Genomic DNA, 26,382 nt, shown 5'->3' on the forward strand with positions numbered 1-26,382 from the left:
TCTGGTAACCGACCTAGTTGTTTGGTGGTGGTGGTTGGGGTTGAAAGGGGTCATACCACCACCAGTCGGCGCGCTCACCGATTGGCCCGGGGCACGGTGGGACATCGGGCAGGGGAAGGTTCGGGGGACGCGCGAGCGATCCTGCGCTAAGTGGTCGGCCGTCCTCGTCGGTGACGATGAGAGCGTCAGCGGGTCCGATGAGGGTGATCACGCCACGGTGGTGCAACCGGTGGTGATACGGGCAGAGCAGCACCAGGTTGGACAACTCGGTGGGGCCGCCGTCTTCCCAGTGCCGGAGGTGGTGGGCGTGCAGACCACGGGTCGCCCCACACCCGGGGACCGCGCAGCTACGGTCACGGTGCTCCAGGGCGCGGCGCAGCCGCCGGCTGATCACCCGGGTGGTGCGGCCGGCGCCGATAGGCTCGCCGTCGCGTTCGAACCAGACCTCACAAGTGGCATCGCAGGTCAGGTATTGGCGTTGTGCCTCAGACAGCAGCGGACCCAGATGCAGTGCGGCGGCACGCTGCTGCACGTCGAGGTGCACCACCACGGTGGTGTGCTGCCCGTGCGGGCGGCGGGCCGCCTCACTATCCCAGCCGGCTTCGATAAGGCGCATGAACGCGTCGATGGTGTTCGGCAGCGGGGGCCTGTGCGCGGGGTCGCTTTCGGTGTGATCGCGTTTCCATTCGGCGAAAAGCGCATCCCGGTGAGACGCCAACGCCGCCTCGAACGTCGCCGCCTCGGGATGGGCAAGTCTGATCCGCCAACACGTGAACTCCTCGTCGGAGGTGGTGGTGATCGAGGGCTGCGGTTGCGGCCGAGGGTCCGGGTCGGGGCGCGGTTCCAGCTTGACCGCGGTGCGCAACTGGCTGACCGTCGCCACCGAGGCCAGCTCCGCATAGTGCGCATCGGATCCCTCGCCGGCCCGCGCGGCGATGACGCCGACCTGATCCAGCGACAGCCGACCCTCGGCCATCCCGGCCGCGCACCGCGGGAACTCCTCGAGCCGGCCCGCGATCGTGGTGATCGTGTGGGCGTTGGCCGAGGACAGGGCGAGCTTCCACGCCAGCAATGCGGCCACCGACCGCGCCCCCGTAGCCCCGCACAACTCGTCGCGCTCGATCTCGGCGGCAATCTCCACAATTCGCCCATCAATCGCATTACGCTGACCGGCCAACTCCGCCAACTCCTCGAACAACACCCCAAGACGGTCCGCCGGGCGCGATTCAACGGCGCTAGACGAAGCGGTCAAGGACATAACGCCATCATCGCAGCGGGGTACGACAAGTTTCGCTGACGGATCGCCAACGCTAGTCGGCCGCTGTGCAAACCATGTTGTGCTGCGCGGGCGCGAATTCCGGCTCGGGGCTTGGTGTCTGCGCGCGGTGCCGGCTGGCGGCCCGGCTGTTCAGCCAGCACGCCAGGCCGCCAACCAGCAGCCCGATCGCGACGCCGACGTCCGGGCGCTGACCCAGCATCAGCCAGCTCAGCACCGCGGCGGCCGCGGGAATGACCGCGAACAGCATCGCCACCGCCGCTGCGCCGTGAATGCTGATGGCGCGCAGGTAAATACTGACCGCGAGCGTTGCATTGAACAGGACCATGGCCGCGATCGCGACCGCGGCTTTGCCCGCGTCGTGCACGGCGAACGGTGTCAGCATCGCCAGCGCCGCCGCGGGAATGAATGCCACGCAGTTTTGCACCGCACTCATCGTGCGGAAGTCGACGCCCTGGCAGAACCGCTGCTGATACACCCCACCGGCCGAAAGGCCAAGCAGCCCAAACACAAGCAGCAACATGACCGGGTCGACGCCGTGCATGCCCATCAGGCGCCGCGCACAGGCGGCAAGTACGGCGGCGACGCCGAGAATCAGGGCGACGATTCGCAGCCGGCCAAGCGGCTCGCGCAGGAACAGCGTGGCGAGGATCGCCGTCATCACCGGATTCATTGCGATCACCACCGCGCAGAGCACCGCGGACGCCCCGAGCAACAAGGCCTCGTACAGGCAGCAGAACTGTACGGCCTGGATCAGCAGGCCCGCGACGATGACGTGGCCGAACTGCGCACCGCGTGGCCACGACGCCCGCGCCAGCAGGGCCCACGCCGCGAGGATGACGGCGGCGAATCCGAAGCGCAGCACCAGCACGGCCATCGGGGTCATCTCGGCCACCGCGAGGGCGCCGATGGGATACCCGATCGCATAGGTCAACGTCACCGCCGAAGCGGTACTCAAAGGCATGCGTGGCAGGTGCATTCCTCCATGCTCGCGAACGGCTACCTATTGCGTCCAACGATTTATGGCGATCAAGACCGATTGTGATTACTTATCGATCATCCCCGTGCGACGCATATTTACCGCTCACGCGTTGAATGATTGATCATTTCTGCTGATCGAACTAGGGTGACGGCATGGCCCAGGTGCTCGATATCGCGCCGCTGCGCAGTCTCGTCGCGGTGGCCGACTGTGGCGGATTTCACCGTGCGGCCGCGGCGCTGCGCCTGAGTCAGTCCGCGGTGAGTCAGCACTTGCGAAAACTCGAGAGTGTGGTCGGTGAGCCGGTGGTCGAGCGCTCCGGGCGAGGCGTCTTGTTCACCGAGACGGGTCAGAGGGTGCTGCGGCATGCACGCACGATTCTGGCGGCGCACGACGCGGCGCTCGACGATCTGGGTGCGACCGAACAGAAAGTGCTCACGGTCGGCGCCACCGAGCACGGCGCGGACGTGATGCTGCCCGCCCTGACCCGCGTGCTGCGCGAACGCCTTCCGGACCGGCGGCCGCGATTCCGGCTGGACCGCAACGTTTCCCTGGCGGACGCGATCGACCGCGGGCTGGTGGATTTGGCGATCATGCTCGACGGATCCGGGCTGGATCGTGCCAATGCTTCGGGAATCGTTCAGCTGCACTGGGTTTCAGCACGAACCTTCAGCGTGCAGCAGGCAGAGCCACTGCCGCTGGTGATCTATGCCGAACCGTGCACCCTGCGCGAGCCGGCCTTCGCACTGCTCGAGAAGCATCGGGTGGACTACCAGGTGGTGGCCGAATGCGGTGATCTGGCCGGGCTTTACGCGGCAGTGCGCTCGGGTCTCGGGTTGGCTCTGCTGCCGAAGATCGACAAGCTTCCCGACGGCGTGTGCGCGGCCGAGGGGCTGCCGGCACCCAATGCCGCCTCGATCCTGGTCCGCGGCCGCTCGGGTCTGGACCCCGACGTGCTGCAGACCGTCGACGCCGCGGTGCGCGACGTGCTGGCCGGTGAAAGATGAACGCGGACTTTATGAATCGTTGCCGGGGTAAGTGGCGCGGGCCAGCTTTAGGATCTCGGCACGGTCTGCGGGCAGGATGAAGCCGGACTGGATGGCCGCATCCAGCGCCGTCATGAAGCTGTCCAGATACTGCGTGGCCCCGCCCGGGTAGAGCCGTCGCACGGTGGCCTCGTCGAAGGGCTCGCCGGAACCGAAGATCGCCGACATCACGTTCTCCGGCGCGTTGTCCCAGGCACCGTCTCCTGACGTCCGGGCCAGTGGCACGTCTACCCACGGCGTACGCAGGCCGCCTCGTGCGAGGCCGTTGCGATCCAGAATCGGTTGGGGCGGTTCGGCTTCACCGATTTCGATGGGAGGGGCGGCCGGTGCTGCCTGACCGGTCCGGACCCACGCGGTCAGCGCCGCGATCGCCGCCTGCACGACATAGTGATGCTGCGGCGCGAAATTGATGTAATGGTCGAGCTGCTGGCCCATCAGCATGTTGGTGGGTGCATAGGCGGCCACGATGTCCTGCAGCGGCGCCGAGCCGGTGTCGATCGGTGCCACCTGGATCGTGTAGTTGTCGGCGTGCGCGGCGCCGGCGATTTCCCAGACCCGCAGCCGCTCGTTGTCGGGTTGCCGGGCGAAGTAGTAGCCATGCCGCACGGCGCCGAACAGGTCGGTTTCGGTGATGATCGTCAGCAGCGGCACGCGCAGGTCGGCGCGGAAGTTGACGGCTTGGGGGAGGTCCACCTGAAATTCGTCGAGGACCGAGCCGCCGTCCAGCGGTGCGGCAGAAGCGAATCGCGAATGCACCAAGAAACCGTCGTAGACTCCGGCCAGCGGATCGACCGCGTTGACGTAGCTGGTGAGGTACATCGCCGATTGCGATTCACCCAGGGCGACAACGTGTCCGGGCCGCAGGCCGCGCAGGATGTCGGCATTGCGGGCCAGCTCGCCGGTCTGCGAGAAGATGTCGAAGCTGAACGCATCGCCTGGGTGACTCAGTGCCGCATACCGCGTCGGGTCCTGGCTCCGCAGCGACATGTCGAAACCGAGCAAGCTGGCACCGCCGTCCACTCCGACCTTCTGCGCCGAGACCGCGACGTAGGCGTAGCCCGACCGGATGATTTCGCGGTGCGCCATCATCCACACCGCCGGCGCGTCGATGCCGCCGCTGACGTTGAGCCACTCGACCAGCACGGTCCCGTTGAACCGCTCCGGATCCGACGGCGTGAGCACTACGACCCGAGTCGTGTAATCGGCGGTGCCGGAAGGTGTTACGGCCCAACGGCCGTCGGGTTGCAACTCCGAGGCCGGAGCGTACGACGTGGCCGTACCCGAGACGAAGAACTCTTCGGCGACATATCCGAGGTCGCCGATATCGAAGCCGCCCAACAGCAAGAGCGGCTTGCCGGGCGCCGGCGTAATACTGGGGGATTCCGTCATGGGCGCAACCCTTCTCGGATCGGCAGCTGCGCTGTCACAGGGAGCGGGGCAGGCCGAACTTCGTGAACAAAGTGTCGTCCAGAAATGCAACCACATGCGACACCCCGTCGGGACGGACATCGAGCACGTGCAGCTGGAACGGCACGTGCTGCGCGCCGGCCCGCATGTACATCGCCGCGGCGGGCTGCCCGTTGGCGATCAGCGGGATCATCCGCATGTCGCCGGGGTGTTCGGCGGGGCACTGCTGATGAATCAGGGTGATGATGGCCTGCGGACCGTGGTACCAACCGGTGTACGGCGGCATCTCCCAGACCGCCTCGGCGGTGAACAGCTCGACCAGCCGGTCGATGTCGTAGGACTCGAACGCCGCGATGTAGCGGGCCAGCAGGTCCTGCGCTTCGGACGAATCCGGCGCCGCCAAGCGGTCATCCGAGCTGGGCCCGACGGCTTCCAACTGGGTCCGCGCCCGCTGCAGCAGGCTGTTGACCGCGGTCGTGGTGGTACCGATCGCGTCGGCCACCTCGGCGGCCTTCCACTGCAGCACGTCGCGCAGCAGCAGCACGGCTCGCTGCCGGGGTGAGAGGTGCTGCAGCGCAGCGACAAATGCCAACCGCACCGATTCGCGCGAGCCCACGATCACCGACGGGTCGGCCGGATCCTCGGTCATGTCGGGCAGCGGTTCCAGCCAGGGCACCTCACGGCGTTCCACCAGCTCGGCGGTCGGATCCGAGCTAGGCTGGCCGAGCCCGGTGGGCAGCGGCCGTCGCGTGCGGCCCTCCAGCGCGCTCAGGCAGGTGTTGGTGGCGATGCGGTGCAGCCAGGTGCGAATCGAGGACTTGCCTTCGAACCGGTCGTAGGCCTTCCACGCCCGCAACAGCGTCTCCTGCACCAGGTCTTCGGCGTCGTGCAGGGAGCCGGTCATCCGGTAGCAGTGCGCCAGCAGCTCGCGGCGATACGGCTCCGCATGGGCCGAGAAATCGCCGTGGCCCCCACCCGGGGCGGGGATTTCTGCGTCGCCGGAATTCTCCGCGAGCACGCTCACCCGACTGAGCCTACGCAGCGCCTCGGACAACAGCGGCGCAGGAGCCATTACGCTGCCCCTAATGACTAGGACGACCCGTGACCCGCACTGAACGGAACTTCGACGGCCTCGGCGGCGTGCGCATTGTGTACGACGTCTGGACGCCGGATACCCCGCCGCGGGCCGTGGTGGTGCTGTCGCACGGCCTGGGCGAATATGCCCGCCGCTACGACCATGTCGCCCAGCGCTTCGAGCAGGCCGGACTGGTCACCTACGCGCTGGACCACCGCGGGCACGGCCGCTCCGGCGGCAAACGCATGCTGGTGCGCGACGTGTCGGAGTACACGGCCGACTTCGACACCCTGGTCGGTATCGCCACCCGCGAACACCCCGGTCTCAAAACCATCGTGCTCGGGCACAGCATGGGCGGTGGCATCGTCTTCGCCTACGGCGTCGAGCGCCCGGACAACTACGACCTGATGGTGCTGTCCGGGCCGGTGGTGGCCGCCCAGGACGCGGTGCCCGGGCTGGTGGCGTTCGCCGCTAAAGTCCTCGGCTCGGTGCTGCCCGGCGTGCCGGTGCAGGACCTCGACGTCGACGCCATCTCCCGTGACCCCGCCGTGGTCGCCGCCTACAAGGCCGACCCGCTGGTCTACCACGGAAAGATCCCGTTCGGCGTCGGCCGGGCGATGCTGGAGGTCAGCGAGACGATGCCGCAGCGCGCGCCGGCCCTGACCGCTCCGCTACTGGTGGTGCACGGCGAATGCGACCGGCTGGTGCCCGTCGCCGGAAGTCGTCGCCTGGTCGAATGTGTGGGATCCACCGACGTCACGCTGAAGGTGTACCCGGGGCTCTACCACGAGGTCTTCAACGAGCCGGAACAGGACGAGGTGCTCGACGACGTCGTCGCCTGGATCATCGAGCGTTTGTGAGCGTTGAGCGAATTGTCGGGATGCTCCCGTAGTTTGGCGCTATGACTCGCGCCAACGACGATGCAGAGCGAAGCGATGAGGAGGAGTGGCGCTATGACTGACGACAAAATGTTGGCGCGCATCGCCGCGCTGCTGCGTCAGGCCGAGGGCACCGACAACGCGCACGAGGCCGATGCCTTCATGACGGCCGCGCAACGGTTGGCGACGGCGGCGTCCATCGACTTGGCGGTCGCCCGTTCGCATTCGTCCAACCGTTCGGCGGCCCAAGCGCCGACGCAGCGGACCATCACGATCGGGGCGGCCGGCACCAAGGGGTTGCGGACCTACGTGCAGCTATTCGTGCTGATCGCATCCGCGAACGACGTGCGCTGCGACGTGGCGTCGAATTCGACGTTCGTCTACGCCTACGGGTTTGCCGAGGATATCGACGCCAGTCACGCCCTCTACGCCAGCCTGGTCGTTCAGATGGTGCGCGCCTCGGATGCCTACCTCGCCTCGGGCGCGCACCGGCCCACCCCGACGATCACCGCCCGGCTGAACTTCCAGCTGGCCTTCGGGGCACGCATCGGCCACCGGCTCAGCGAGGCGCGCGAAGAGGCCCGGCGCGAGGCCACCAAGGACAGCAGCCGTCGGCCGGGAACCGCTATCGCATTGCGGGACAAAGATATCGAGCTGCACGATCACTATCGCAAGGCGTCCAAGGCGCGCGGCACCTACCAGGTGAGCCGGGCGACAGCGGGATATTCGTCGGCGGCGCGGCGCGCCGGCGATCGGGCCGGCAAGCGGGCGCGGCTCGGTAACAGTGCCGAGCTGCCCGGAGCGCGGAGCGCGCTGGGCACGTGACCGCCGGGGATGCGCCGAAGCGGGATTCCCAGCGCGCCAAGGTGTATGCGGCCGAGGAGTTCGTCCGCACGTTGTTCGACCGTGCCGCCGAGCACCGATCGTCGGCTGTGGAGTTCTTCGGCAGCCAGTTGACACTGCCGCCGGAAGCGCGATTCGGCTCGGTGGCGTCGGTGCAGCGCTATGTTGACCAGGTGCTTACGCTGCCGGCGGTACGCGACCGGTGGCCCGAGGTGGCGCCCCTGAGAGTGCGTCCGCGGCGGGCCGCCACCGCGGCTCATTACGAAAACTACGAGGACACAGGCATTATCGCGGTTCCCGACCGTCACACCGCCGACTGGGCGCTACGCGAGCTGGTGGTGCTGCACGAAGTGGCGCATCACCTGTGCCGGGCGCAGCCGGCGCACGGTCCGGAGTTCGTCGACACGCTCTGCACGCTGGCGCAGTTGGTGATGGGGCCGGAGCTCGGGCATGTGCTGCGGGTGGTGTACGCCAAAGAAGGTGTCACATGGGCGAATTAGACGATCCGGACGCCCGGGCCCGCGACGTCGAGAGCCGGATGACCGACGACGAACGCTTCACGTTGCTGGTCGCGGTGATGGGAACGTCGGAATTGTGGCCACTGCCGGACGACCGCATCCCGCCCGGCACGCCGATGAGTGCCGGCTACGTGCCGGGGATTCCCCGGCTTGGTATCCCGCCGCTACGAATGAGCGATGCCGGGCTCGGCGTCACCAATCCCGGCTACCGCCCGGGTGACACCGCGACCGCGCTGCCGGCCGGCCTGGCGCTGGCCGCGGGTTTCGATCCGGCGCTCGCGCACGCCGCCGGCGCGGTGATCGGCCGCGAGGCTCGCAGCCGTGGATTCAACGTGCAACTGGCCGGCGCGATGAACCTGGCGCGCGACCCTCGCAACGGCCGAAACTTCGAATACGTCTCGGAAGACCCGCTTTTGACGGCGACGATCGCAGCCGAATCCGTCAACGGAATCCAGCAGCAGGGCGTCATCTCGACCGTCAAGCATTACTCGCTGAACTGCAACGAGACCAATCGGCATTGGCTCAACGCTGTCATCGACCCCAACGCGCATCGCGAGTCCGACTTGCTGGCCTTTGAGATCGCGATCGAGCGGTCTGCGCCGGGTGCGGTGATGACCGCCTACAACAAGGTCAACGGTGACTACGCCTCGGCGAACGCGCTGCTGCTCAACGACATCCTGAAGGGTGCGTGGGGATATCGGGGTTGGGTCATGTCCGACTGGGGCGCCACACCCAGCTGGGAGTGCGCGCTGTCCGGCCTGGACCAGGAATGCGGCGCCCAGATCGACACCGTGTTCTGGGGTGCGGAGGCATTCACCGAACCGCTGCGGTCCGCCTACGCCGACGGCAAGCTGCCCAAAGACCGCCTGTCCGACATGGTTCGGCGGATCCTGCGCTCGATGTTCGCGGTCGGAATCGACCGGGACGGTCCCGAGCCGGATATGGCCGCCCACAACGAGATTGCGCTGCAGATCGCACGCCAGGGCACCGTGCTGCTGCAGAACCGCGGGGTGCTGCCGCTGGCACCCGATGCCCGCATCGTCGTGATCGGCGGCCACGCGCAGCTGGGAGTTCCGACGGGCTGCGGCTCGAGTGCCGTCGTTCCGCCCGGCGGCTACGCGCAGGTGGTCCCGATCGGAGGAGCGGGTCTGACCGGAAGCACCCGAAATCTGTACCTGTTGCCGTCCAGTCCGGTCGAGGAACTCAGGAAGCAATTGCCCAACGCGCAGGTCGAGTTCGATCCCGGCCTCAGTCCGGCCGAAGCGGTGCTGGCCGCGCGACGGGCCGACGTAGCGATCGTGTTCGGGATCCGGGTCGAGGGCGAGGGATTCGACGGCGCCGACTTGTCGCTGCCGTGGGGTCAAGATGAGGTCATCGCCGCGGTTGCGGCCGCCAACCCGAACACGGTGGTGGTGCTGGAGACCGGGAACCCGGTGGTGATGCCGTGGCGAGATTCGGCGAACGCGATCCTGCAGGCGTGGTATCCGGGCCAGGCCGGTGGCCAGGCGATCGCGGAGGTCGTTGCCGGACAAGTGAATCCATCGGGTCGCCTGCCGATCACGTTTCCGGCCGGACTACACCAGACGCCGCGCCCGGAGCTGCCTGGCCTCGGCGCCGCGTTCGGCACGCCGACCGCGATCGACTACTTCGAAGGCGCGGACGTCGGTTACCGGTGGTTCGCCGGTAAGGGGCACACGCCGTTATTCGCGTTCGGTCATGGCTTGTCCTACACCAGCTTTGAGTACTACGACTTGGTGGTCACCGGCGGTGACACGGTCACGGCGAGCTTCACCGTCGCCAACACCGGCGAGCGCAGCGGGGCCGATGTCCCACAGCTGTATCTGTCTCACCAACGCCCGCGGTTGCTGGGATTCGAGCGGGTCGAGTTGGACCCGGGTGCGACGTGCCGGGTGACGATCTCGGCGGACCCGCGCTTGCTCGCCCGCTACGAACACGGCAGTTGGCGGATCGAGCCGGGCCGATACCCGGTGGCCGTCGGCGCCTCGGCGGTCGCGGTTCGGCTGACGGCCGAGGTCGAGCTGGCCGGTCGTGCGTTCGGGCGCTGATTGGCACGTCGAACGCGACGACCGGCCGGCCGGATTTACTTGACGGGCACCAATGCTTCGCCGCAGGAGCAGCGGTAGTCCTCGTTCGCGCCCGAGCAGTGGCATGCGACCTCGATGCGGACGCGACATCCGCATCCCTCGTGACCGCAAGTCAGCTGGGTCCCCTCGTCGTAGTGCGCCATGTGAATCACCCTTGTCTGTTACGGGATCCCGGTTGGTTTCACCGCAATCCAGTGGTTACCTTCCGTGGCTGCCCGACGAGCGGGCCGCCACGATCAATGTATACCCCATACGGGTATCTGGTAAAGCCTCAGCGGTGTGTCTGTTATCGATTGGATGCACGACCAGGTGCGAGACGGCGGCCGGCGCCACGTGCGGCTAGCGTGGATCGCATGACCGACAAACCCACCCCGCAAGACGTCGACGCCTTCTTGGACAGCACCGTCATCGGTGACGATCCGGCCTTGGCCGCGGCGCTGGAGGCAAGCAACGCCGCCGGTCTGCCACAGATCGCGGTGTCGTGGCAGCAGGGCAAGTTCCTGTCGCTGCTGGCCGGCGCCATCCAGGCGCGGCGCATTCTCGAAATCGGCACCCTCGGTGGTTTCAGCACCATTTGGCTGGCGCGCGCGGCGGGCCCGGACGGACAGGTGGTGACGCTGGAATTCGAGTCCAAGCACGCCGACGTCGCATGCGCCAACCTGAAGCGGGCCGGCGTCGTCGATCGGGTCCAGGTGGTCGTCGGCCCGGCACTGGAAACCCTGCGGACGCTGAACGGCGACCCCTTCGACTTGGTGTTCATCGATGCGGACAAAGAAAACTATCCCAAGTACCTGGAGTGGGCGATCAAGCTGACCCGCGTCGGCGCACTCATCGTGGTGGACAACGTAATTCGGGAAGGCGAAATCCTGTCACCGGATTCCGGTGACGAGAAGGTCGCCGCGACCCGTCAGACGCTGCAGGTGATGGGTGAGCACGCGCAGCTGGACACCGCGGTGATTCAGACGGTCGGAGCCAAGCATTGGGACGGCTTCGCCATTGCGTTGGTCAAAGATCTCTGAACCGCGGCCGCATAGCGGCCAAACCGGTTAGCCGCAGACCGCGCCGATCGCGGCCGAGCTGACCAGCTTGACGTACTTGGCCAGCACGCCGGTCTTGTAACGCGGGGCAGGAGGCGTGAAACCACTTTGGCGAGAAGCGAATTCGGCCGCGTCGCCCAGCACGTCCAAGGTGCCGCCGGCGACGTCGAGCCGGATCCGGTCGCCGTCGCGCAGGAATGCGATCGGCCCGGCGTCCACTGCCTCCGGTGCGATGTGTCCCACACACAGGCCGGTGGTTCCGCCGGAGAACCGGCCGTCGGTGAGCAACAGCACGTCTTTACCGAGCCCGGCACCCTTGATCGCCCCGGTGATGGCCAGCATTTCGCGCATCCCGGGCCCGCCCTTGGGGCCCTCGTAGCGGATCACCACCGCGTCGCCCTTGGTGATGGTGCCGTCTTCGAGCGCGTCCAGAGCAGCGCGCTCGCCGTCGAAAACCCTTGCGGTGCCTTCGAACACGTCCGAGTCGAAACCGGCCGACTTGACCACCGCGCCCTCGGGCGCCAGCGAACCGCGCAGGATGGTGATGCCACCCGTCGGGTGGATCGGGTTGTTCAGCGCGCGCAGCACCTTGCCGTCCGGGTCCGGCGGCTCGATGGCGGCCAGGTTCTCGGCCAGGGTGCGTCCGGTGACCGTGAGGCAGTCGCCGTGCAGCAGCCCCGCATCGAGCAGGGCCTTCATCATCACCGGGACGCCGCCGATGTGGTCGACGTGCGACATCACGTGCCGGCCGAACGGCTTGACGTCGGCCAGGTGCGGCACCTTGGACCCGATCCGGCTGAAGTCATCGAGCGTCAGCGCGACCTCGGCCTCGTGGGCGATGGCCAGCAGGTGCAGCACCGCGTTGGTCGAGCCGCCGAACGCCATCACCACCGCGATTGCGTTCTCGAAGGCTTCCTTGGTGAGGATGTCGCGGGCGGTGATGCCGCGGCGCAGCAGTTCGATCACGGCCTGTCCGCTGCGCCGGGCGAACCCGTCGCGGCGGCGGTCGGTGGCCGGGGGAGCGGCGCTGCCGGGCAGTGACATGCCCAGTGCCTCGGCGGCGCTGGCCATCGTGTTGGCGGTGTACATGCCGCCGCAGGCGCCCTCGCCGGGGCAGATCGCGCGCTCGATGGCGTCGACGTCCTCGCGCGACATCAACCCGCGCGAGCAGGCGCCGACCGCCTCGAACGCGTCGATGATCGTCACCTCGCGCTCGCTGCCGTCGGAGAGTTTGGCCACGCCCGGCAGGATCGAGCCCGCGTAGAGGAACACCGAGGCCAGGTCCAGACGTGCGGCAGCCATCAGCATGCCGGGCAGCGACTTGTCGCAGCCGGCCAGCAGCACCGAGCCGTCGAGTCGTTCGGCCTGCATCACGGTCTCGACGCTGTCGGCGATCACCTCGCGTGACACCAGGGAGAAGTGCATGCCTTCGTGGCCCATCGAGATGCCGTCGGAGACCGAGATGGTGCCGAATTCCAGCGGGTAGCCGCCGGCGGCGAACACCCCCTCCTTGACCGCCTTGGCCAGCCGGTCCAGCGAGAGGTTGCACGGCGTGATCTCGTTCCAGGACGAGGCGACGCCGATCTGCGGCTTGGCGAAGTCTTCGTCGCCCATGCCTACGGCACGCAGCATGCCCCGGGCGGCGGTCTTCTCCAGACCGTCGGTGACGTCACGACTGCGGGGCTTGATATCGGCTGTTGCCGCGTCGGTGTGCAGGGCCATTGATCAAGTATGCGCGGTGTTGACAAGCCAATTTCACGGGTAATACCCCGCTGGGGTATAGGGTATTGTGGAGGTTTGCCACGCCGCAGAGAGGCTGAGATGACGACTCCACATGGATACTCGCAGCAGAAGGACAATTACGCCAAGCGGCTGCGGCGCATCGAGGGGCAGGTGCGCGGCATCGCCAAGATGATCGAGGAAGACAAGTACTGCATCGATGTGCTTACTCAGATCAGCGCCGTGAACAGCGCGATGCGGTCGGTGGCGCTGAACCTGCTGGACGAGCACCTCGGGCACTGTGTGACCCGCGCCGTCGCCGAGGGCGGCAGCGAGGCAGACGAGAAGCTGGCCGAGGCATCCGCGGCCATCGCGCGTCTCGTTCGTTCCTGATCGGTGACGTAGTTGAGACCGGTGTTGCGGTCCTAAGTTGGCCGAACCCGTTGTTGAGGTGCGTACGGTAAGGCAGTGTGATCGCATTAGGCACGACAACCCAGGAACTGGGGAGCCCGGCCGATACCGTATCCCACGCCATGACTGCCGAAACCGGAACAGCCGCCGCGCGAACGTGGACGCCACGGATCGCCGTGCAGCTGGCCGTGCTGGCAGCGGCGGCCTTCATCTATGTCACGGCCGAGATCCTGCCGGTGGGCGCGCTGTCCGCGATCTCCCGCGACCTGCATGTCAGTGTCGTCTACGTCGGCACCCTGCTGACCTGGTATGCGCTGGTCGCGGCGCTGACGACGGTTCCGCTGGTGCGCTGGACCGCGCACTGGCCGCGCCGGCGCGCGCTGCTGTTGAGTCTGACCTGCCTGACCGCCTCGCAGGCCATCTCGGCGCTGGCGCCTACCTTCGGGGTGCTGGCGGCCGGACGCGTGCTGTGCGCGTTCACGCACGGCCTGCTGTGGGCGGTGATCGCCCCGATCGCCACCCGGCTGGTGCCGGCCAGCCATGCGGGCCGCGCGACGACCTCCATCTATGTCGGGACCAGCCTGGCTCTGGTGGTCGGGAGCCCGCTCACGGCGGCGTTGAGCCTGATGTGGGGCTGGCGGTTGGCGGTGGTGTGCGTGCTGGTCGCGGCCGTCGTCGTGACGATCGCCGCCCGGGCGATGCTGCCGCAAATGGTGCTCACCGAAGACCAGCTGGCCTGCGTCGGCCCGCGGTCGCGTCACCACCGCAACCCGTGGTTGATCACGGTCAGTCTGCTCGCGATGGTCGCGGTGACCGGCCATTTCGTTTCCTACACCTACATCTCGGTGGTAATCCGCGACGTCGTCGGCGTGCGCGGACCGAACCAGGCCTGGCTGCTGGCGGCCTACGGCTTGGCGGGCCTGCTGTCGGTGCCCCTGGTGGCGCGGCCGCTGGACCGGCGGCCGCGGGGCGCCATCATCCTGTGCATGGCCGGGTTGACCGTGGCGTTCGTGGTGCTGACCGCGCTGGCGTTCGGCGACCGCACCACCACCGTGGCGAGCGCGCTGATCGGGACCGCCGCGATCGTGCTGTGGGGCGCAATGGCCACGGCGGTGTCCCCGATGATGCAATCGGCCGCGATGCGCAACGGCGCGGACGACCCCGACGGCGCGTCCGGTCTGTACGTGACGGCGTTCCAGGTGGGCATCATGGCCGGCTCACTGTGCGGCGGCCTGTTGTACGAGCACAGTGTGGCCACGATGCTCACCGCATCGGCGGGTCTGATGGGAATCGCGCTGGTCGGAATTGCGGTCAACCGACGGATGCTCGACGTTGCTCCGGCAAGCTCACGCGATTCCTAGCTTGGCAGGTCACCGGGCCTAAATGCGGGCAGAAGTGGTGTCGTGGCCGGCCCGGATTAGGTAGCTGGTGGCGTCGCTATGCCACACTGGGGTCCAGTAACTGACTGGAGGTACGCATATGTCGGGCTGGACGAGGGCAAGCCTCTTCGCGGCTCTGAACGCGGTCGGCGTCGCCGCCGTGCTGGTGCTCGGCGCCGGCCCCGCACTCGCCGATCCGGACCCGGTTCCCGCCGACCCGAACGTGGTCGCCGCGCCCCCCGCGCCGCCTCCGCCGCCGTTCGAGCTGCCGCCGCTGCCGGGGTTGCCACCCCCGCCGCCCGGCGACGCGCCGCCACCGCCGCCCTGGGCGCCGCCCGGCGTCGTGCCGGCCGCGGCCGGTGCTGCCGACGGGCAGGACCCGACCCCGTTCACCGGCACCGCGCCGTTCGGGACGCCCTCATTCGTGCCCAAGACCGGCTCGATGGTGGGCGTCGCGCAGCCGATCATCATCAACTTCCCGGGACGGGTCGACGACGCCGGCGCCGCCCAGGCCGCCGTGCACGTCTCGTCGATCCCGCCGGTCCCGGGCAAGTTCTACTGGATGACCCCGACTCAGCTGCGCTGGCGCCCGATCAACTTCTGGCCCGCCAACACCGCGGTCAACATCGACGCCGGCGGCACCAAGTCCAGCTTCCGGACCGGAGACCAGCTGATCGCCACGGCTGACGATGCGACGCACCAGCTGACGGTGACCCGTAACGGCACGCTGGAGAAGACCATCCCGATGTCGATGGGCATGACGGCCGGTAACCACCAAACCCCCAACGGCACCTACTACGTCCAGGAGAAGATGCCCTCGGTGGTGATGGACTCCTCGACCTACGGGGTTCCCGTCAACTCGACCTACGGCTACAAGGTGACCGTCGAGCTGGCCGTCCGATTCGACAACGTCGGCGACTTCGTGCACAGCGCGCCGTGGTCGGTAGACGACCAGGGCAAGCGCGACGTCAGCCACGGCTGCATCAACATCAGCCCCAGCAACGCCAAGTGGTTCTTCGACAACTTCGGGCCCGGGGATCCGATCATCGTGAAGAACTCCAGCGGCGGGTCGTACAAGAAGAACGACGGCTCCAGCGACTGGATCACCAACTAGCCGGTCGAGGCCGCGTCGAGATTGTTCGTGACGACGACGCGGTCCTCGGTGGCCGAGTCGGTCTGACCCGGTTGGCTTACCTGGTGATTGGCGCGCAGGATCTTCGGGCGCGTCATGTCGACCGACAGGCTGAAGATGTCCGCACGGTTGTAGGTGCCGACGATGTCATGGGCCTGCTTGGCGACGACTTCCTTGCGCAGGTCGACCTCGGCGTGCAGGATTCCCTGGGCCTGGGTCATCGGACCGGCCACGACCCGACCGTCGGGGCCGATCACCATCGCGGCGGGAGGTGTTGCCGTCAAAGCCTTTTCGATGCGGGTGTCGCCGCCGGCGACCGCCGTTACAGCCGTGTCGTCCAGCGTCGTGGCCGCGACGACGACGAATACCTTGCCCTCGAACGCGTGCGCGGCGCTGCGTAGCCGGATGAACTCGCAGAGGTCGTAGTCGAAGTCCTCGGACCGGCCGTCGAACGGCCACGCCGGCGGATAGGTCGCGATGTGCAGCCGTTCCCCCTGGGCGAGCAAGGTGAATCTCGCTAGCGTGTTGGTGTTTTCGCCACAGATGAGCGCGCCGAGACGCCACCCGTCGAGCTCGACCGGGCGCAGGTCGTGAGCGTCTCCGTGTGACCAGGTGAGGCGTTCGTACCAGGTGGCCACGAGCTTGCGACGGTGATTCACCAGCCGCCCGCTCGGGTCGAACACCAGGTTCGAGTTCCAAAGTTGGCCCAGGCTATCGGGATTGCGTTCGTTTACTCCGACCGACAGTGTCACCCGGTTCGCGCGGGCGATGCGGCCCAGTCGCTCCGTTTCGGGACTGGGCACGACGATCGATTCGGCGACGAGCCGCTCGTGCCATCCGTGTTGATCGATCGGAGGCAGAACGGCATTCCAGATCGGGAATCCCGCGAGAAATGCCTCGCCGAACACGACCAACTGCGCTCCGTCTCGGGCGGCGGTTGCCACCAGGTCCTCGACTTTGTCGATACTGGCTCGCAGGTCGAGGAAGACGGGCGCCGCGTTCACGGCGGCAACAGCCACTGTCGGGAGGCGAAGCGATGACATGTCGTGGCCCTTCTCGAGATTGTTGTGATCGATCGACAATGCTTCGCGGGCCGGACCGGTCCGCGAAGACCACTCTATTCACCGCCAATTGCCTGTCAATCGGATTGTCCTGGCGGATATTTCGACCTGACTGTCGACACTTCTCGACAACGATGGCCACTGGGAGTTTCTGTCGAGCAGGTGATAGGCAAAGGCTTTCACCGATGAGTTGCCGACGGCGGTCGGCCACTTATAGTGATGCACAACACTATTCGCCGCGCTCGATTTAGTAAGTCGACACTTTTCGACACCACTTTGTGCTGAATTCGGAGGTTCACGTGTCACAGCCAACTGCGAGCAGCCAACAGCAACGCGGGCCTACCCCGCCTGTCGCGCCGCCGCAGCCGTCCAACAATGGCCATTCGGAACAGGATTCGGCAGCTTGCTTCGGGGCGGCGCGAACGGCGCCGGGACTCGACGACTTCGTGCGCATGCAAGCCACCCCGGAGTTTCAGGATCTGCGGCACCGGGTACGGCGATTCGTCTTTCCGATGACGGCGTTCTTCCTCGCCTGGTACCTGGCCTACATGCTGCTCGCCACGTATGCGCATTCTTTGATGGCGACCAGGGTGTTCGGCAACGTCAATCTCGGTGTGCTGCTTGGCTTTGGCCAATTCGTCACGACTTTCGGAATTACCGTCGCCTACGTTCGCTTCGCCGGTCGCACACTCGATCCGCGGGCCGCGAAGCTCCGCGACGAACTCGAAGGAGTGAGCGCGTGACCGCTACCCTTGCGGCTGCCGCCAACGTCGGCAATCCACTGGTCAACATCGCGGTCTTCGGGGTGTTCGTCGCGGGTTCGATGGCCCTGGTGGTCTGGGCCGGTCGAACCACCAAGCGGCCCAGCGATTTCTACACCGGAGGCGGTGAGTTCTCCGGGGCGCAAAACGGATTCGCGATCGCCGGCGACTACCTGTCGGCCGCGTCGTTCCTTGGCGTATCCGGTGCCATCGCGATCTATGGCTACGACGGATTCCTGTATTCGATCGGCTTTTTGGTGGCATGGCTGGTGGCGCTGCTCCTGGTCGCCGAGATGCTGCGAAACACCGGCCGCTTCACGATGGCCGATGTGCTGAGCTTTCGGCTGCGGCAGCGTCCGGTCCGGATGGCCGCCGCCGTGTCGACGCTCACGGTCTCCCTGTTCTACCTGCTCGCCCAGATGGCCGGCGCCGGTGGGCTCGTCGCGTTGCTGCTCGACGTGCGCAGCCGGATCGGTCAGTCGACGGTGGTCGCGGTCGTCGGCGGGTTGATGATCGCCTACGTGCTGATCGGCGGCATGAAGGGCACCACGTATGTGCAGATGGTGAAGGCCGTCCTGCTGGTGACCGGTGCCGCGATCATGTTCGCGCTGGTCGTGATCGCGGTTCGCGGTGATTTCTCCCGGCTGCTCGCCAATGCCCAAGCGATGGTTGCCCATTCGGCCAACGAAGCCGTCGCCGGTCGTGACATCCTCGGTCCGGGCGCTAAGTACGGCGCGACTCACATCACCAAGCTGGACTTCCTCTCCTTGGGCATTGCCCTGGTGCTGGGAACGGCCGGGCTGCCCCACGTGCTGATGCGCTTCTACACGGTTCCGACCGGCATCCAGGCCCGCCGCTCGGTCACCTGGGCGATCGGTTTGATCGGAATCTTCTACCTGTTCTCGTTGGCCATCGGCTACGGCGCCGCATGGCTGGTCGGGCCCGACGTGATCCTCGCGACCGCTGGAAAAGAGAACTCCGCCGCGCCGTTGCTGGCATTCAAGCTGGGCGGAACGGTATTCCTCGGCGTGATCTCCGCCGTCGCATTCGCCACGATTCTGGCGGTGGTGGCCGGCCTGGCGATCACCGCGGCCACCTCGTTCGCCCACGACATCTACGCCGGCGTGATCAAGCGGGGTGCGGCCTCCGAGGAACAACAGGTTCGGGTGTCGCGGGCGATGGTCGTCGTAATCGGCATCCTGGCCATCGTTCTCGGAATCCTGGCGATGGGCCAGAATGTGGCGTTCCTCGTGGCGCTGGCGTTCGCCGTCGCCGCGTCGGCGAACCTGCCCACGCTGCTGTATTCGCTGTTCTGGAAGAACTTCAACACCCTGGGCGCCTTGTTCAGTATCTACGGCGGCCTGCTCAGTTGCCTGGTGCTGATCGTCTTCTCGCCCGCGGTATCCGGAAATCGCTCGGCGATGTTCCCGCACCACGACTTTGCGTGGTTTCCGCTGGCGAACCCCGGCATCGTCAGCATTCCGCTGGCGTTCGCACTGGGGATCATCGGTACCTACCTCGGGCGACGCCGGCCTGAAGATCCGGCCAAGCAGGCGGAAATGGAGGTTCGATCCCTGACCGGTGTCGGCGTGGAGAAGGCCCTCGTCCATTGACGGGAGAGACGCCATGTGGTCAGAGCTGGTTGAAGCGGGGCTGGAGCCGAAGGAGGCACGGTTCTACCTTGCGGCGCTCAACATGGACTCGGCGACCATTGCCCAGCTGGCCGAGGCGTCGAAGATCAGCCGTACCAACGCATACGACATCGCCAAACGCCTGGCCCGGCGCGGGTTGGTGTCGCTGATCGAAGGGGGCAGCCATCGCGAGGATCCGAAAGCCAGCGGACGCCCCAGAATCATTGTGCGAGCGGCAGATCCGCAGCGCCTACTGGACGAATGGGGGCAGCGGCGCCGGGTGCTGGAATCGGTGGTGCCCCAACTGCGGGCCTTTCATGCCAAAGCCGGCACGACGCCGCGGGTGCGGTACCTCGACGGTGCGAGCGGTATCCGGACGGCACTGTTCGAGACCCTGGACTGGCCATCGCCGTTGCGGGCCGTGCTGTCGATGCGCGACTTGTTGAGCGTGCCGGGGGTCGAGGCGATGCAGGAGTATGTCGCCGGCCGGCGGGAGCGGCAGTTGTGGCTGCATGTGCTGCGGTCGCCGGAGAAGGACCTGCCCGGCGGCTGGCCCACCAGTTACGACGACTACCGCCGCACCCGGTATGTGCCCGCCGAGTACGTCTTCACGATGTCGATGATCCTCGGTGACGTGTCGGCGGCGATGATTTCGTCCAAGCGCGAGAACTTCGCCCTGGTGGTCGAGAGCCTCGAGTACGTCGAGATGCACCGCAACCTGTTCGAGGTGCTGTGGGCCGCCGGTGGCGAAGTCGCCGCAGATCCGCCCCGGCGCGACGCCCCGAGCTGCCGCAACGGCTGATGGCCGCCCATTTCACGCCGAGAGCTTTCGCCTCCTGGGCACTTATGTATAGCATCATACATAAGACGAAAGGGGTGGCGATGCGCAGTCCACGCGAGCGGATGGTGATCTCCGCCGCGCTGTTGATCCGGGAACGGGGTGCTCACGCCACCGCGATCTCGGACGTTCTCGAGCACAGTGGGGCCCCGCGTGGTTCGGCCTATCACTACTTCCCGGGTGGTCGCACCCAATTGCTCTGCGAGGCAGTCGATTACGCCGGCGAACACGTCGGCGCCGTCATCGACAACGCCCACAGCAGCCTGGACCTGCTCGACACGCTGATCGAGAAGTACCGCCGCCAGTTGCTCGACAGCGATTACCGCGCAGGCTGTCCGATCGTGGCGGTCTCCGTCGAATCCGGTGACGAGCAGGACCGCGAGCGGATGGCGCCCGTCATCGAACGGGCGGCCGCGGTATTCGACCGCTGGAACGGCCAGGTAGCGCAGCGCCTGATCGCCGACGGCATACCTGCGGTGCAGGCCAGCGAACTCGCGGTCCTGACCATCTCGGCGCTCGAGGGCGCCATCGTGTTGGCCCGGGTGCGGCGCGACGTGGCGCCGCTGGAACTCATCCACCGCCAGCTGCGCAACTTGCTGCTGGCCGCCTTGAAGAAGTAGCTCGAAAGGAAGTCCCGCGATGGCCGCTGAGTGGCAGTCGACCGCATGCATCCTCTGCGAATGCAACTGCGGCATCGTCGTACAAGTCGAAGATCGTACGCTGTCGCGCATCCGCGGCGACAAGAACCATCCGGCATCGCAGGGTTACACCTGCAACAAGGCGTTGCGGCTGGACCACTACCAGAACAACCGTGCCCGCCTCACCTCCCCGATGCGCCGCCGCCCTGACGGCAGCTACGAGGAAATCGATTGGGACACCGCGATTGTCGAGATCGCCGAAGGTTTCAAGCACATCCGTGACACCTACGGCGGCGACAAGATCTTCTACTACGGCGGCGGCGGGCAGGGCAACCACCTGGGCGGGGCGTACAGCGGCGCCTTCCTCAAGGCTTTGGGGTCGAAGTACCGGTCAAACGCGTTGGCGCAGGAGAAGACCGGCGAAGCCTGGGTGGACGGGCACCTGTACGGCGGCCATACTCGCGGCGAGTTCGAGCACGCCGAAGTGTCGGTGTTCGTCGGCAAGAACCCGTGGATGTCGCAGAGCTTCCCGCGCGCCCGGGTGGTGCTCAACGAGATCGCCAAGGACCCCGCGCGATCGCTGATCGTGATCGACCCCGTCGTGACCGACACCGCGAAGATGTCCGACTTCCACCTGCGGGTGCGACCGGGCACCGATGCCTGGTGTCTGGCCGCCCTGGCCGCCGTGCTGGTTCAGGAAAACCTGTGCAACGAAGCGTTTCTCACCAAGCATGTGCACGGCGTCGAGGCCGTGCGGGCGGCGCTGCGTGACGTCCCGATCGCCGACTATGCCCAGCGGTGCGGCGTGGACGAAGAACTGCTGCGCGCCGCGGCACGGCGCATCGGCACCGCCGAGAGCGTCTCGGTGTTCGAAGACCTCGGGGTTCAGCAGGCACCGAACAGCACCCTGAGCTCCTACCTGAACAAGCTGCTCTGGATCTTCACCGGCAACTTCGCGAAAAAGGGTGGCCAGCACCTGCATTCGTCGCTGGCCTCGCTGTTCAGCACGGTGTCGGGCCGGACCCCCGTCACCGGGTCGCCCATCATCGCCGGCCTGATCCCCGCCAATGTCGTGCCCGAGGAGATCCTCAGCGACCACCCCGACCGGTTCCGGGCGATGATCGTGGAAAGCGGTAATCCCGCGCACTCGCTGGCCGATTCGACCGCGTGCCGGGAGGCCTTCCAATCCCTGGAACTGATGGTGGTGGTCGACGTCGCGATGACCGAGACCGCCCGACTGGCGCACTACGTGTTGCCGGCGGCGTCCCAGTACGAGAAGACCGAAGCCACGTTCTTCAATTTCGAGTTCCCGCACAACGGCTTTCACCTGCGCAGACCACTGCTCAAACCGCTGGAGGGAACACTGCCCGAGCCGGAGATCTGGGCCCGACTGGTGCGTGCGCTCGGTGTCCTCGACGACGCGGAGCTACGACCGCTGCGCGAGGCCGCCGAGCAGGGCCTGCAGGCGTACGCCGAAGCATTCCTGACCGCCGTCGCGGGCAATCCGACGATGGCGCGGCTGGTGCCCTATGTGCTCTACGAAACGCTCGGGCCGACGCTGCCCGAGGGCATGGCCGGAGCCGCCGCGGTGTGGGGGCTGGCGCAGAAAGCGGCGATGACCTATCCCGAGGCGGTGCGACGGGCCGGTCACGCCGACGGCAACGGGCTGTTCGAGGCCATCCTGAACAACCCGTCGGGGGTCGTCTTCACCGCGCACAACTACGAGGACGACTTCGCGTTGATCAGCCACTCCGATCACAAGATCGCGCTCGAAATCCCGGAAATGCTGGACGATTTGCGGGCTCTAGCCGCCGCGCCGCCGCAACTGACCACCGCGGAGCTGCCGATCGTGCTGTCGGTCGGGGAGCGGCGCGCTTACACCGCGAACGACATCATCCGCGACCCGTCCTGGCGCAAACGCGACGCCGACGGAGCGCTGCGGGTCAGCGTGGAGGATGCCCAGGACCTCGGCCTCGTCGACGGCTGCCGGGCGCGCATCACCACCGCGGCCGGCAGCGCGGAGGCGACCGTCGAGATCACCGAGACGATGCTGCCCGGACATGCGGCTCTGCCCAACGGTTTCGGGCTGGACTACGTCGCCGATGACGGACGAACCGTCGTCCCCGGAGTGGCCCCGAACGTGCTGACGTCGACCGGGTGGCGTGACTCCTACGCCGGAACGCCCTGGCACAAGCATGTGCCGGCACGCATCGAGGCGTTGGCGGCGGCCGGGGGTTAGTTCCAGATCCTGACCCGGCGCTGCGGCGCCAGGAACAGTGCGTCGTCCTCGGCCACGTCGAAGGCCTCGTAGAAGGCGTCGAGGTTGCGGACGACGCCGTTGCAGCGGAACTCCGGCGGTGAGTGCGGGTCCACGGCCAACCGCCGGATGGCCTCAGCCGCACGGGATTTGGTGCGCCACACCTGAGCCCAGCCGTAGAACACCCGTTGCACGCCGGTCAGGCCGTCGATCACCGGGGCCTGTCCGCCGTCCAGCGACAGCTGGTAGGCCAGCAGCGCGATCGACAGCCCGCCCAGGTCGCCGATGTTCTCGCCGACGGTGAAGGCGCCGTTCACGTGGTGGGCGCCGTCGAGCTGGCGGGGGATGTAGGCCTCGTACTGCTCGATCAGCGCCTTGGTGCGGGCGCCGAATTCGCTGCGGTCGTCATCGGTCCACCAGTCGACGAGATTGCCGTCGCCGTCGTACTTGGCACCCTGGTCATCGAAGCCGTGCCCGATCTCGTGGCCGATCACCGCCCCGATACCTCCGTAGTTGGCGGCGTCGTCGGCCAGGGCGTCGAAGAACGGCGGCTGCAAAATGGCTGCGGGAAAGACGATTTCGTTCATCCCCGGGTTGTAATACGCGTTGACGGTCTGCGGTGTCATGAACCATTCGTCACGGTCCACCGGTCCACCCAGCTTGGCCAGCTCACGGTCGTGGTTGACCGCATACCCGCGCAGGCAGTTGCCGTAGAGGTCATCGCGGTCGATGACCAGCGCGGAGTAGTCGCGCCACTTCGTCGGGTAGCCGACCTTGGCGGTGAACTTGCGCAGCTTGTTCAGCGCACGCTCCCGGGTCTGCGGCGTCATCCAGTCCAGGTCGCTGATGCTGACCCGGTAGGCCTCCTGCAGGTTGTCCACCAGCGCATCGATGCGAGCCTTGGCGTCCGGCGGGAAATGCCGCTGCACGTACAGCTTTCCGACGGAGTCGCCCATCAGGTTCTCGACCAGCGAAACCCCACGCTTCCAACGGTCCCGGATCTGCTCGGTCCCGGTCAGCAACCGGCCGTAGAAGTCGAAGTCGGCGGCGACCAGGGCGTCAGTCAGCCACGACGCACGCGCGCGGATCAATCGCCAACGCGCCCAGCGCTTCCAGTCCTCGAGATCCTCGCTGTCCCATAGCGCACCGAACGCGGTGAGGTAATCAGGCTGGCGCACAACGACTTCCGCGACAGATTCCGGGGTGCTGCCCAGCGCGGTGACCCAGCCGGCCCAGTCGAAACCCGCGCCTTCGGTCTGCAGCTGCGCGAAGGTCCGCAGATTGTAGGTCAGATCGGCGTCGCGGCGTTTGACCACATCCCAGTGTGCGGCGGCGAGTTTGGTCTCCAGCGCCACGATGCGGGCCGCGGTATCGGCGTGCTCTGCCGGCTCCCCGCCGTACACCAGGGCGAACATCCGCGCGATGTGTCCGGGATAGGCGGCCAGCACTTCGGCGTGCTGCTCGTCGCGGTAGTAAGACTCGTCGGGCAACCCGATGCCGGACTGGTTGACGTGTACCAGGTAGCGGGTCGAGTTCTTGGAGTCGGTGTCGATGTAGACGCCGACGCCGCCGCCCACCCCGGTGCGCTGCAGCGAACCGACGGCCGCGGCCAGCGCCGCCGAATCGGCCGCGCCGTCGACGGCGGCCAGCTCCTCGTGCAGCGGTTGAAGGCCCCGGCGCTCGACGGCGTCCTCGTCGAGGAAGCTGGCGTACAGGTCGCCGATGCGCTGCTCGTCGCTGCCCGGTGCCGCACCGCTTTCGCTGGCTTCGATGATCAGGTCGCGGACCTGCTCCTCGGCCTGGTCGAACAGGGTGCGGAAGGCGCCGTCGGTGGCGCGGTCCGGGGGAATCTCGTAGTCGGCCAGCCAGCGACCGTTCACGTAACCGAACAGGTCGTCCTGGGGACGGGTGTTTTCGTCGATGTGGCTCAGGTCCAGGCCCGAGCGGGTGGCCGCATACGTCACCCTGCCATCCTTACCATCTTCCGCGTGCCGGACGCCTGCTGCGCCGACCGCGGCGGACGGCGGGGTAACCTCGCGCCCATGCCTGGGGCCGAACAGACCGAGCCGGCGGCCGACGCTGACGAGCGCGACGCGGACGCCGGCGCGCCCGAGCCCGACGCCGACGAAGACGACGACGAAGACGCCGACCGCGCGATCTTCTCTCCGTACGGCATCGCCTCGGCGGTTCTCGGCGTGCTGTCGGTCGCCGCGGTGGTACTCGTCGGAATCATCTGGTCCGACCACCGCGCCGAGTCGGCCGAGCGCACCTATCTGAGTCGTGTGATGCAGACCGCCGCCGACTGGACCGGCGTGCTGATCAACATGAACAGCACCAACATCGACGCCAGCCTGCAGCGGCTGCACGACGGGACCGTCGGCGAGCTCAACACCGAGTTCGACGCGACCGTGCAGCCGTACCGGCAGGTGGTCGAGAAGCTGCAGTCGCAGAGCAGCGGGCGCATCGAGTCGGTGGCGATCGAGACGGTGCATCACGACCTGGACAGCCAACCCGGTGTCGCGCGGCCGGTGGTCACCACCAAGCTGCCGGCATTCGCCAGCCGGACGGATTCGGTGATGCTGGTCGCGACGTCGGTCAGCGAGAACGTCGGTGCCAAGCCGCAGACCGTGCACTGGAGCCTGCGCCTCGACGTTTCCAACGTGGACGGCAAACTGATGATCTCTCACCTGGAGTCGATCCGATGAGAAACCTGTGGCGGCTGCTGGCTTTCGACGTTCTGGCGCCGTTGGCCACGATCGGTGCGCTGCTGATGATCGGCGTCATCCTCGATTGGCCGTTGTGGTGGGTGTCGGTGTGCTCGGTGCTGCTGGTGCTGATCACCGAGGGCGTCGGAGTCAACTTCTGGCTGCTGCGCCGGGATTCGGTCAGCGTCGGCACCGACGACGACGCGCCGGGGCTGCGGCTGGCTGTCGTCTTCCTGTGCACCGCGGCGCTGGTGGCCGCGGTGTTGACCGGATACACGCACTGGACGAGCACCGACCGCGACTTCAAGAAGGATTCCCGCGACGTGGCCCAGGTCGCCAGCGGGATGGCGGAGGCAATGGCGTCGTTCACCCCGGGCGCGCCGACCAGCTCCATCGACCGGGCCGCGGCGATGATGGTGCCCGAACGCGCGGACGCGTTCAAGCAGCAGTATCAGAAGTCCAGCGCCGAACTCGCGCAGCGCAATGTGACGGCGCAGGCTTCGACGCTGGCGGCCGGGGTGGAAGCGCTCGGACCCACCGCGGCCAGCGTGGCAGTCATCCTGCGGGTCACCCAGAACACCCCGGGTCAGCCGCCCAGCCGGGCGGCGCCGGCGTTGCGGGTGGCACTGGTCAAGCGGGGCAGCGACTGGCTGGTGAACGACGTGCTGCCGATCAACGCCCGCTGA

Annotated in this window: 23 protein-coding genes and 1 pseudogene; 16 read left to right on the plus strand and 8 right to left on the minus strand. The window is 67.1% G+C overall.

All coding sequences use genetic code 11. From position 1 onward, the window contains the following. Positions 1 to 13 precede the first annotated feature (13 nt). Both ACAG21_RS11655 and ACAG21_RS11660 read right to left on the minus strand, forming a co-directional pair. The gene (locus tag ACAG21_RS11655; protein WP_370496217.1) at positions 14 to 1,258 is read right to left on the minus strand and encodes an HNH endonuclease signature motif containing protein; all 1,245 of its coding nucleotides are present in this window, start codon (positions 1,256 to 1,258) and stop codon (positions 14 to 16) included. A gap of 52 nt (positions 1,259 to 1,310) precedes the next feature. After that, the gene (locus ACAG21_RS11660; RefSeq protein WP_370496218.1) at positions 1,311 to 2,240 is read right to left on the minus strand and encodes a DMT family transporter; all 930 of its coding nucleotides are present in this window, start codon (positions 2,238 to 2,240) and stop codon (positions 1,311 to 1,313) included. A gap of 170 nt (positions 2,241 to 2,410) precedes the next feature. Here ACAG21_RS11660 and ACAG21_RS11665 point away from each other — a divergent pair, with 170 nt between their 5' ends. Then, entirely contained in the window at positions 2,411 to 3,262 is an 852-nt protein-coding gene (locus ACAG21_RS11665; protein WP_370496219.1) for a LysR family transcriptional regulator, read from the plus strand. A gap of 9 nt (positions 3,263 to 3,271) precedes the next feature. Here the strand turns inward: ACAG21_RS11665 and ACAG21_RS11670 are convergent, their stop codons facing one another. Together ACAG21_RS11670 and ACAG21_RS11675 are read right to left on the minus strand one after the other, a co-directional pair. Next, positions 3,272 to 4,690, minus strand: coding sequence for an alpha/beta hydrolase domain-containing protein (locus ACAG21_RS11670; protein WP_370496221.1), 1,419 nt, complete (start codon positions 4,688 to 4,690; stop codon positions 3,272 to 3,274). 34 nt (positions 4,691 to 4,724) lie between these two features. Beyond that, positions 4,725 to 5,856 (minus strand): annotated as a pseudogene (locus ACAG21_RS11675) (sigma-70 family RNA polymerase sigma factor). Here ACAG21_RS11675 and ACAG21_RS11680 point away from each other — a divergent pair. From ACAG21_RS11680 to ACAG21_RS11695, 4 genes are all read left to right on the plus strand, one after another. Further along, positions 5,849 to 6,643: a lysophospholipase gene (locus tag ACAG21_RS11680; RefSeq protein ID WP_370496223.1), complete on the plus strand. Its 795-nt coding sequence runs from the start codon at positions 5,849 to 5,851 to the stop codon at positions 6,641 to 6,643. The pseudogene ACAG21_RS11675 and the gene ACAG21_RS11680 overlap by 8 nt on opposite strands. Before the next feature lie 93 nt (positions 6,644 to 6,736). After that, positions 6,737 to 7,486, plus strand: coding sequence for a DUF2786 domain-containing protein (locus ACAG21_RS11685; RefSeq protein WP_370496224.1), 750 nt, complete (start codon positions 6,737 to 6,739; stop codon positions 7,484 to 7,486). Next, a complete protein-coding gene (locus tag ACAG21_RS11690; protein ID WP_370496225.1) occupies positions 7,483 to 8,004 on the plus strand; it encodes a TIGR04338 family metallohydrolase in 522 nt (173 codons plus the stop codon). The genes ACAG21_RS11685 and ACAG21_RS11690 overlap by 4 nt, the downstream gene beginning before the upstream one ends. After that, positions 7,992 to 10,088: a glycoside hydrolase family 3 C-terminal domain-containing protein gene (locus ACAG21_RS11695; RefSeq protein WP_370496226.1), complete on the plus strand. Its 2,097-nt coding sequence runs from the start codon at positions 7,992 to 7,994 to the stop codon at positions 10,086 to 10,088. The genes ACAG21_RS11690 and ACAG21_RS11695 overlap by 13 nt, the downstream gene beginning before the upstream one ends. 35 nt (positions 10,089 to 10,123) lie before the next feature. On the opposite strand, the gene ACAG21_RS11700 is transcribed toward ACAG21_RS11695, so the two are convergent. Continuing rightward, the gene (locus ACAG21_RS11700; protein ID WP_090598597.1) at positions 10,124 to 10,279 is read right to left on the minus strand and encodes a metallothionein; all 156 of its coding nucleotides are present in this window, start codon (positions 10,277 to 10,279) and stop codon (positions 10,124 to 10,126) included. 201 nt (positions 10,280 to 10,480) lie between these two features. Between ACAG21_RS11700 and ACAG21_RS11705 the strand changes: the two genes are divergently transcribed. Beyond that, entirely contained in the window at positions 10,481 to 11,146 is a 666-nt protein-coding gene (locus ACAG21_RS11705) for an O-methyltransferase (RefSeq protein ID WP_370496227.1), read from the plus strand. 27 nt (positions 11,147 to 11,173) lie between these two features. On the opposite strand, the gene ilvD is transcribed toward ACAG21_RS11705, so the two are convergent. After that, positions 11,174 to 12,886 carry a dihydroxy-acid dehydratase gene (ilvD, locus tag ACAG21_RS11710; protein ID WP_370496228.1) on the minus strand — a complete coding sequence of 571 codons (1,713 nt, stop codon included), beginning with the start codon at positions 12,884 to 12,886 and terminating at the stop codon, positions 11,174 to 11,176. A gap of 99 nt (positions 12,887 to 12,985) precedes the next feature. On the opposite strand from ilvD, the gene ACAG21_RS11715 reads away from it, so the two are divergent. From ACAG21_RS11715 to ACAG21_RS11725, 3 genes are all read left to right on the plus strand, one after another. Beyond that, positions 12,986 to 13,276, plus strand: a complete 291-nt coding sequence (locus ACAG21_RS11715; RefSeq protein ID WP_370496229.1) for a metal-sensitive transcriptional regulator — start codon at positions 12,986 to 12,988, stop codon at positions 13,274 to 13,276. Positions 13,277 to 13,416: 140 nt separating this feature from the next. Next, positions 13,417 to 14,655 (plus strand): MFS transporter, encoded by a 1,239-nt coding sequence (locus ACAG21_RS11720; RefSeq protein WP_370496231.1) that lies wholly within the window; start codon positions 13,417 to 13,419, stop codon positions 14,653 to 14,655. Between the two features lie 118 nt (positions 14,656 to 14,773). Continuing rightward, positions 14,774 to 15,787, plus strand: coding sequence for a L,D-transpeptidase family protein (locus ACAG21_RS11725; protein ID WP_370496232.1), 1,014 nt, complete (start codon positions 14,774 to 14,776; stop codon positions 15,785 to 15,787). Here ACAG21_RS11725 and ACAG21_RS11730 read toward each other — a convergent pair. Further along, entirely contained in the window at positions 15,784 to 16,824 is a 1,041-nt protein-coding gene (locus tag ACAG21_RS11730) for a carbon-nitrogen hydrolase family protein (protein ID WP_370496233.1), read from the minus strand. The genes ACAG21_RS11725 and ACAG21_RS11730 overlap by 4 nt on opposite strands. Before the next feature lie 488 nt (positions 16,825 to 17,312). Between ACAG21_RS11730 and ACAG21_RS11735 the strand changes: the two genes are divergently transcribed. The 5 genes from ACAG21_RS11735 (at position 17,313) to ACAG21_RS11755 (ending at position 22,973) form a co-directional block, all read left to right on the plus strand. Next, positions 17,313 to 17,609, plus strand: a complete 297-nt coding sequence (locus tag ACAG21_RS11735; RefSeq protein ID WP_370496320.1) for a DUF485 domain-containing protein — start codon at positions 17,313 to 17,315, stop codon at positions 17,607 to 17,609. After that, on the plus strand, positions 17,606 to 19,240 hold the full coding sequence (locus tag ACAG21_RS11740) for a cation acetate symporter (protein WP_370496234.1): 1,635 nt from the start codon (positions 17,606 to 17,608) through the stop codon (positions 19,238 to 19,240). The genes ACAG21_RS11735 and ACAG21_RS11740 overlap by 4 nt, the downstream gene beginning before the upstream one ends. Before the next feature lie 13 nt (positions 19,241 to 19,253). Further along, positions 19,254 to 20,060, plus strand: coding sequence for a TrmB family transcriptional regulator (locus tag ACAG21_RS11745; protein WP_370496235.1), 807 nt, complete (start codon positions 19,254 to 19,256; stop codon positions 20,058 to 20,060). An 80-nt stretch (positions 20,061 to 20,140) separates the two neighbouring features. Further along, complete coding sequence (locus tag ACAG21_RS11750; protein ID WP_370496237.1) at positions 20,141 to 20,716, plus strand: TetR/AcrR family transcriptional regulator; 576 nt, start codon at positions 20,141 to 20,143, stop codon at positions 20,714 to 20,716. Between the two features lie 19 nt (positions 20,717 to 20,735). After that, the gene (locus tag ACAG21_RS11755) at positions 20,736 to 22,973 is read left to right on the plus strand and encodes a molybdopterin-dependent oxidoreductase (RefSeq protein ID WP_370496238.1); all 2,238 of its coding nucleotides are present in this window, start codon (positions 20,736 to 20,738) and stop codon (positions 22,971 to 22,973) included. On the opposite strand, the gene ACAG21_RS11760 is transcribed toward ACAG21_RS11755, so the two are convergent. Beyond that, the gene (locus ACAG21_RS11760) at positions 22,970 to 24,955 is read right to left on the minus strand and encodes a M13 family metallopeptidase (protein ID WP_370496239.1); all 1,986 of its coding nucleotides are present in this window, start codon (positions 24,953 to 24,955) and stop codon (positions 22,970 to 22,972) included. The genes ACAG21_RS11755 and ACAG21_RS11760 overlap by 4 nt on opposite strands. Positions 24,956 to 25,033: 78 nt before the next feature. On the opposite strand from ACAG21_RS11760, the gene ACAG21_RS11765 reads away from it, so the two are divergent. Further along, positions 25,034 to 25,696, plus strand: coding sequence for a hypothetical protein (locus ACAG21_RS11765; RefSeq protein WP_370496240.1), 663 nt, complete (start codon positions 25,034 to 25,036; stop codon positions 25,694 to 25,696). Beyond that, positions 25,693 to 26,382, plus strand: coding sequence for a hypothetical protein (locus tag ACAG21_RS11770; protein WP_370496241.1), 690 nt, complete (start codon positions 25,693 to 25,695; stop codon positions 26,380 to 26,382). The genes ACAG21_RS11765 and ACAG21_RS11770 overlap by 4 nt, the downstream gene beginning before the upstream one ends.

This window comes from Mycobacterium sp. pR1184, assembly GCF_041287235.1.
Lineage (GTDB): Bacteria > Actinomycetota > Actinomycetes > Mycobacteriales > Mycobacteriaceae > Mycobacterium.

Bases quoted from the DNA above. Each gene is read 5' to 3' on its own strand.
- ACAG21_RS11660 (WP_370496218.1), bottom strand. From the start codon at position 2,240: ATGCCTTTGAGTACCGCTTCGGCGGTGACGTTGACCTATGCGATCGGG.
- ACAG21_RS11705 (WP_370496227.1), top strand. From the start codon at position 10,481: ATGACCGACAAACCCACCCCGCAAGACGTCGACGCCTTCTTGGACAGC.
- ACAG21_RS11725 (WP_370496232.1), top strand. From the start codon at position 14,774: ATGTCGGGCTGGACGAGGGCAAGCCTCTTCGCGGCTCTGAACGCGGTC.
- ilvD (WP_370496228.1), bottom strand. From the start codon at position 12,886: ATGGCCCTGCACACCGACGCGGCAACAGCCGATATCAAGCCCCGCAGT.
- ACAG21_RS11765 (WP_370496240.1), top strand. From the start codon at position 25,034: ATGCCTGGGGCCGAACAGACCGAGCCGGCGGCCGACGCTGACGAGCGC.
- ACAG21_RS11720 (WP_370496231.1), top strand. From the start codon at position 13,417: ATGACTGCCGAAACCGGAACAGCCGCCGCGCGAACGTGGACGCCACGG.
- ACAG21_RS11685 (WP_370496224.1), top strand. From the start codon at position 6,737: ATGACTGACGACAAAATGTTGGCGCGCATCGCCGCGCTGCTGCGTCAG.
- ACAG21_RS11655 (WP_370496217.1), bottom strand. From the start codon at position 1,258: ATGTCCTTGACCGCTTCGTCTAGCGCCGTTGAATCGCGCCCGGCGGAC.
- ACAG21_RS11670 (WP_370496221.1), bottom strand. From the start codon at position 4,690: ATGACGGAATCCCCCAGTATTACGCCGGCGCCCGGCAAGCCGCTCTTG.
- ACAG21_RS11695 (WP_370496226.1), top strand. From the start codon at position 7,992: ATGGGCGAATTAGACGATCCGGACGCCCGGGCCCGCGACGTCGAGAGC.
- ACAG21_RS11665 (WP_370496219.1), top strand. From the start codon at position 2,411: ATGGCCCAGGTGCTCGATATCGCGCCGCTGCGCAGTCTCGTCGCGGTG.
- ACAG21_RS11745 (WP_370496235.1), top strand. From the start codon at position 19,254: ATGTGGTCAGAGCTGGTTGAAGCGGGGCTGGAGCCGAAGGAGGCACGG.
- ACAG21_RS11755 (WP_370496238.1), top strand. From the start codon at position 20,736: ATGGCCGCTGAGTGGCAGTCGACCGCATGCATCCTCTGCGAATGCAAC.
- ACAG21_RS11750 (WP_370496237.1), top strand. From the start codon at position 20,141: ATGCGCAGTCCACGCGAGCGGATGGTGATCTCCGCCGCGCTGTTGATC.
- ACAG21_RS11715 (WP_370496229.1), top strand. From the start codon at position 12,986: ATGACGACTCCACATGGATACTCGCAGCAGAAGGACAATTACGCCAAG.
- ACAG21_RS11770 (WP_370496241.1), top strand. From the start codon at position 25,693: ATGAGAAACCTGTGGCGGCTGCTGGCTTTCGACGTTCTGGCGCCGTTG.